At 58.4% G+C, this 3,628-nt stretch carries 2 protein-coding genes; one reads left to right on the top strand and one right to left on the bottom strand.

Features of this window, described 5'->3' with window-relative positions:
* The coding region (locus Q0O33_RS10630) for a TonB-dependent receptor (protein ID WP_295499383.1) at positions 1-1,953 on the bottom strand (1,953 nt) is incomplete at its 3' end.
* Between the two features lie 158 nt (positions 1,954-2,111).
* Here Q0O33_RS10630 and Q0O33_RS10625 point away from each other — a divergent pair.
* Positions 2,112-3,608, top strand: coding sequence for a CoA-acylating methylmalonate-semialdehyde dehydrogenase (locus Q0O33_RS10625; RefSeq protein ID WP_295499379.1), 1,497 nt, complete (start codon positions 2,112-2,114; stop codon positions 3,606-3,608).
* The last annotated feature ends 20 nt before the right edge of the window (positions 3,609-3,628 follow it).

Raw genomic sequence — 3,628 nt, 5'->3', positions numbered from 1 at the left:
ACTGTCGACTTTGCGGGTCACGACCGCCTCGTTCAGGATGTTCTCTGCCCGTCCCGTCAAGGCGATCTGACGCGTTATTGGAACTTGCACAAAGCCATCGAAGGTCATTGCGGAGGGCAATATGTTGCTTTCCAGATCATCCTCAAACTGCGCGCCGACATAGCGGGCGGTTGCAGAGAATATTGCGCCTGTAATTGGCGTCCAACGCACAGTGGCGTTGGCGGCATGACGTGGGCTTTGCGCCGGGGACAGGCCGTTGAGTGCGGACGCGCTGCCAGAGGCGCGCACTTTGCTATCGCTAAATGCGTAAGAGCCCGAAAGTGCGACTTTGCCCAAAACGGCTTCGCCTGTCAGTTCAATGCCCTTGGCCAGTATAGCATCAACATTGCCCCGCTGACGTAGATTGGGACCAATGGTGATATTGGCGATGGCATCGTCCAGTCGGTTGTAAAATAGTGTAGCGCCAAAGGAGATGCCATTGGCCGGACGCAGATCAACGCCAGCCTCAATGCCGCGTAGTTGCTCTACCGCCAATGCGGCATTGGCGCGGGTGGCGACCGGGAACACTGTAAAGGGCCGGTAAAGTTCGTTCAGCGTCGGCAATCGGAACCCGGTGTAGGCCGCCGCGCGCAAGGCAAAGTCATCGCGCGGCGTATAGAGCGCGCCAATCCGCGCGCTCGTTTGCCAGCTTGCCCGGTTAGCAAAATTGTCGTCGCGCACGACCGTGCCATTTGCGCTACGCTCGGCAAAAAAGCCGTTGCTTATTGTCCAACGGTCGGCGCGCAGGCCACTGGTCAGCGTTAAGGCGCCAAGGTTCCAGTCATTTTCCACAAACACGCCAAAGGTCGCGCTATGGCCGCCTGCGTTGCGGCGTGCGGTCACTAGCCCCGTGACTTGGCTATACGCATCTTCAAACAATTCGCCCTCGGCCAAGCGGACATCCGCGCCAATGCGCAGTGGGTGCGTGCTGCCAACCGGCGGACGGATTTCGATTTTGCCGCCAAGTCCGGTCGAGGGCGTATTGCGTTGGTCGAGAGTCTTACGCAAGGATGTCGTGCTGATCACGACGTTCGTGAAATTGCGTGCCTGCAAATAAGCCAAGGCATCGATTTGCCAGCGGCCTTGCGACACGATGCGGATGCTGGCGTCTTGCCCGTCGGAGCTGCTGTCCGCGCCTGCAAATCGAAGTGTGCGATTGTCTTGGAAGAGCAATCCGCGAAATTGCATCTCCACGCCGTCCGCCATGGGCGCGACCGCGCGTAGGCTAGTGGACCAACTATCATAGCTGGCGCGCACGTCGCTTGGCTGGCGCGTAGCAGCGGGTGCCGTGAAGAACCCGTCCCCGCGGTCCCAGCGACCCGAAAGGCTGACAAAGCCAGCGCCCAGATCGGTCGTGAGGCCAGCCGACAATTCGCTGGCAGCGTCGCTGCCGTAAAAGGCCGAAAGGGAGGCGTTGGCCAAGTCGTCACGTCCGGCACTGTTCAGCTCAATCGTGCCAGCCACTGCGCCAGCACCAAACGCGCCATTGCCGCCACCGCGCGTTACGCGGACGGAGGACAGGCGTTCCGGCGTTAGGGCGCTAAACGGGATATAGCCGAAAAACGGGTCGGCTTGCGGCACGCCGTCCAGCAATATGAGCGTTCGGCTCGACGCATTGCCGCCCAGTGCGCGCAGCGTCGCGCCCTGCGCAGACGGGTTGGCCGAACGGCTGTCCGAACGGCGAAATTGCTGAAAGCCCGCGACATCGGCAAGGATGTTTTCGATGCGTCCCGATGCCTCGCTGGTCAGTCGGGTGCGGTCGATTACAACCGTGCCATAAGCGGGATCACCTTTGGATTGATCAAGGCCCTTACCTGTCACAATAATGATCGGTTCGGCAGCCTCTTGCGCATAAGCGGCGGGTGCGCTGATGGCAATTGCCACCAAGGAGACGCGGACCAAAAGGCTAATCATCGGAGTTCCTGCAAATACATAGAGGGAAATAGAGGGAAATAGAGGGTGCAGTGTCGCCTATATATGCACCATCGCCGATTTTCGAATGCTAACTACGCGATGGTTGCAATAATCGACTGACACGCGCATGGCACGCGGACGGAATCAGGAGAAGATATATGCGTCAAATCGATCATTTCATCAGCGGCGGTGCAGGTGCCAGCGCATCGCGTTTTGGCGAGATAATGGATCCCAATAATGGCGGTGTGCAAGCGCAGGTGGCCTTGGGGGACGCAAGCGTGCTTGAACGGGCAGTGCAGGCCGCATTGGCCGCGCAGCCAGCCTGGGCAATGACGAACCCGCAGCGCCGTGCGCGCGTGATGTTCGAATTCAAGCGCTTGGTTGAAGCCAATATGGACGATCTGGCGCATATGCTCTCGTCCGAGCATGGCAAGGTCATTGCCGACAGCAAGGGTGATATTCAACGCGGGTTGGAAGTCATCGAATTTTGCTGCGGCATCCCGCATGTCATGAAAGGCGAATATAGCCAAGGCGCTGGCCCCGGTATCGACGTCTATTCGATGCGTCAGCCCATTGGCATTGGCGCAGGTATCACGCCTTTCAACTTTCCTGCGATGATTCCCTTGTGGATGAGCGGTCCTGCGATTGCGACGGGTAACGCCTTCATCATCAAGCCAAGCGAGCGCGACCCAAGCGTGCCGGTGCGCTTGGCCGAATTGTTTATTGAAGCTGGATTGCCCGAGGGCATTTGTCAGGTGGTCCACGGCGACAAGGAAATGGTCGATGCCATCCTTGACCATCCCGCGATTGGCGCAGTCAGCTTTGTCGGTTCGTCCGACATCGCACATTATGTCTACCATCGCGGCGTCGCCAACGGCAAACGCGTGCAAGCGATGGGCGGCGCGAAGAACCATGGCATCGTCATGCCCGATGCGGATTTGGATCAGGTCGTGAATGATTTGGCCGGTGCTGCCTTTGGCTCGGCTGGCGAACGCTGCATGGCGCTGCCTGTTGTTGTCCCTGTGGGCGATGATACCGCAGAGCGTTTGAAGGCAAAGCTCATTCCTGCCATCGAAGCGTTACGTGTTGGTGTCTCCACCGATGCCGAGGCGCATTATGGCCCAGTTGTTACCGCGCAGCATAAGGCAAAGGTTGAAGGCTGGATCCAAACCTGTGTCGACGAAGGCGGCGAGTTGATTGTCGATGGACGCGGGTTCAAGCTTCAGGGACATGAGGAAGGATACTTCATCGGCCCAACCCTATTCGACCATGTCACGACGGACATGGAAAGCTACAAGGAAGAAATCTTCGGGCCGGTGCTGCAGATTGTCCGCGCCGCCAATTTTGAAGAAGCATTATCGCTGGCCAGCAACCACCAATATGGCAATGGCGTTGCGATCTTCACCCGCAACGGACATGCTGCACGTGAGTTTGCTGCCCGCGTCAATGTTGGCATGGTCGGCATCAACGTGCCAATCCCTGTACCAGTTGCCTATCACAGCTTTGGCGGCTGGAAACGCTCTGCCTTTGGCGACACCAACCAGCATGGCATGGAAGGTGTCAAATTCTGGACCAAGGTCAAGACAATCACGCAACGTTGGCCGGACGGATCGCCCGACGGCGGCAACGCCTTCGTCATTCCGACTATGGGATAAGCCAGATGAAGATCGCATTT

Source organism: Sphingorhabdus sp. EL138 (genome assembly GCF_945862485.1).
In the GTDB taxonomy this organism is placed as follows: domain Bacteria; phylum Pseudomonadota; class Alphaproteobacteria; order Sphingomonadales; family Sphingomonadaceae; genus Sphingorhabdus_B.
This window is presented reverse-complemented; position numbering and strand designations above follow the sequence as displayed.